This is a genomic window from Candidatus Burkholderia verschuerenii (assembly GCF_001189365.1).
GTDB lineage: Bacteria > Pseudomonadota > Gammaproteobacteria > Burkholderiales > Burkholderiaceae > Caballeronia > Caballeronia verschuerenii.
In genome coordinates, this window is the sequence record NZ_LFJJ01000336.1 from 1 (window position 1) to 2,167 (window position 2,167).

The 2,167-nt window shown below is 50.1% G+C and carries 2 protein-coding genes; both read right to left on the reverse strand.

Annotated features, from left to right (window positions below; all coding sequences use genetic code 11):
* Window positions 1-770: 770 nt before the first annotated feature.
* Window positions 771-1,199: a hypothetical protein gene (locus BVER_RS28660; protein ID WP_050456115.1), complete on the reverse strand. Its 429-nt coding sequence runs from the start codon at window positions 1,197-1,199 to the stop codon at window positions 771-773.
* A gap of 17 nt (window positions 1,200-1,216) precedes the next feature.
* Window positions 1,217-1,876, reverse strand: coding sequence for a hypothetical protein (locus BVER_RS32040; RefSeq protein WP_157056285.1), 660 nt, complete (start codon window positions 1,874-1,876; stop codon window positions 1,217-1,219).
* Window positions 1,877-2,167: the final 291 nt, after the last annotated feature.

The window sequence follows — 2,167 nt, forward strand, 5'->3', positions numbered from 1 at the left end:
CTTGGATCGTGATGGCGGCGGGACAGATCGATCCGATGCCGGTTTGTTCCGCTAATCTGTGGCGAGGCCGACGTACAACTCCCGTTCGGCCTCGCCACCCTTTATCGTTTTCGGGGATGCGGGCTCGATACTCGGTTCGGGCTGCGCCCTTTGTCCTTGGACGGCGACAGGTTCGCACTATGTTCGATATGCGCTTCTCGGGTCTTGGTAAGGACTTGCTCGTGAGGCTCTAGTGCAACCCCAAAAGCGCGATCACCGCGAGGCGTCGATCGCAGTGAGACCATACTCGGACACTACATTTAGTGTCTCGAACGCGCCTCGACTACCGTCAGGCTATCTGCGCTGCGTCAGTGATCGTCGAGAAGACAGCATCGAGACTTTGTTACGTTAAGCTGACTCTTGCGTAGGAGCCCGACCTTCAAAGGGATGAGGGGCGAAGCTGATCATCGGCGATCTGTACGGCGGGGCCAGCCATCAACCTCTGGCAGGCCTCGCCACTTCGTCTGCTTTCTGCCGACACATTCGACCTTGGCGCGTTGCGCCGATGCATCGAACTGGATACTGCCGATGCGCTGGCTGTCTATTGCGCTTTGACTCAATAACTTTTCGTGCGCGACGGCGCTAAACATTTAGCCAGTCCACAACCCAGCGAAAAAAACACCCTCCCTTAAATAAAATCACCGGTAATCAATCAATTCACCGAAGCCGAGTACCGCGTCAAAAAGTCTGGTGGGATTCCAAGATGCGACTCTAGACGCCGCGATGATCTATTAAGGCTGTCGCCCCACCGAGAATGACCGAATGCCAACAACACCCTCTCGGTTCACCACGAAAACAATGTGTGACAGCTCGGTGTTATTTGGTGCCGGTCTAGCTCCAATCGTGACATTGAGCCCAATAGGAGTACATTGTATCTCGGAGTACCTATAATCAAAAAACTTGTTCAGTTCGGCATTCACCAGTCTGATTTGGCTATCAGCCATATTTTTGTTGTCGACTTTCAAATTTGCCAGCACCCCTCCACCCGGCGGAGTACGCACGAAGTCGAGCGAGAATCGCCCAATGCTATTGCCGCAGTCGGTCGAATAGGTCTGCCGAACCTCTGACGCGATCGGGGCGTCGTGCTCGTGCGAAATGGTTGGCACAGATTCCGCACTTAGCAAAAATGCCATCGTTGCAAAAAATGCTTTTTTAAACACGTCGCCCCTCCCGATGATTATTGGATAGTCGTTGATGCGTCCGGATGTATGTCCGGGCGAGCGACGTTCGGCGCTTGGTAACTAGCTGCGTTTTTCAGAACCGATGCATAATCATACTCATCAAGAATATTGTCATGCATTATGTATGATCGGAATTCTTCCTTGCCTACCGGAGTCGGTCCAGGAAAAGGGTTTGCAGTAGCTGCGAGATCTACATTGTCGGCAAAGGCACGATTTGAGTTATTGATACCGTCGTAGTAAGTCGGGTGATTATGGACAAATCCCACAATCGTCGCCCCAGGCGGAACGCCATAGTCTTGGATCGAATGACTGCCTGTATCATGATTGTGACCGGGCAAGATATTTCCAGCATGATATCCTGAAGAATCTTGATATAGTATGGCGCTATATTCCTGATTATCAAGATTTGCCTTAGACGTTTTGATCGCCTTCGCGACATCTTTTGCGACCTTGTCTATCGCTAAATCATGTGCCTGAGCAGTATAATATCCTGCCGCCCATTGCATATAAATCTGAAACCTTGGGTCGCTAGATCCTGAATATGCCGGTGAATGATTCTCTCTTAGATAGTAATCCCGTCTTCCAATAACATCGATCGGTGGACCACTTTTGCCGCCGCTTACCTGTTGTATCTCAGCATCTGTAAGCAATCGCATATCAAGACTCCTCATGAATTTAAAAATGGTTAAGCTTCCGCAGATTGCGAGCTAACCAACCTTTTACCATAAGTGATCGACTGGAAACTCGATTATGTAATTTATACAGACTCCTTTCACCACTGAAGAAAAATCTGGATCCCGAATGTTTAATCTACGGGTATCTAGTCGGCCCTTCAGAATTAGTCGAAGTCAAGGGTGGCAAGGGGCCGCCGGAAGATCGTGTTTCCCAGAACTCCCAGAAGCAATATTGATCTGAATGGTTTCCTGGGAGTTTGGAACTTCGCCGAT

Excerpts from the sequence above, each read along its gene's own strand:
- BVER_RS32040 (WP_157056285.1), bottom strand. The coding sequence starts at position 1,876 with ATGCGATTGCTTACAGATGCTGAGATACAACAGGTAAGCGGCGGCAAA.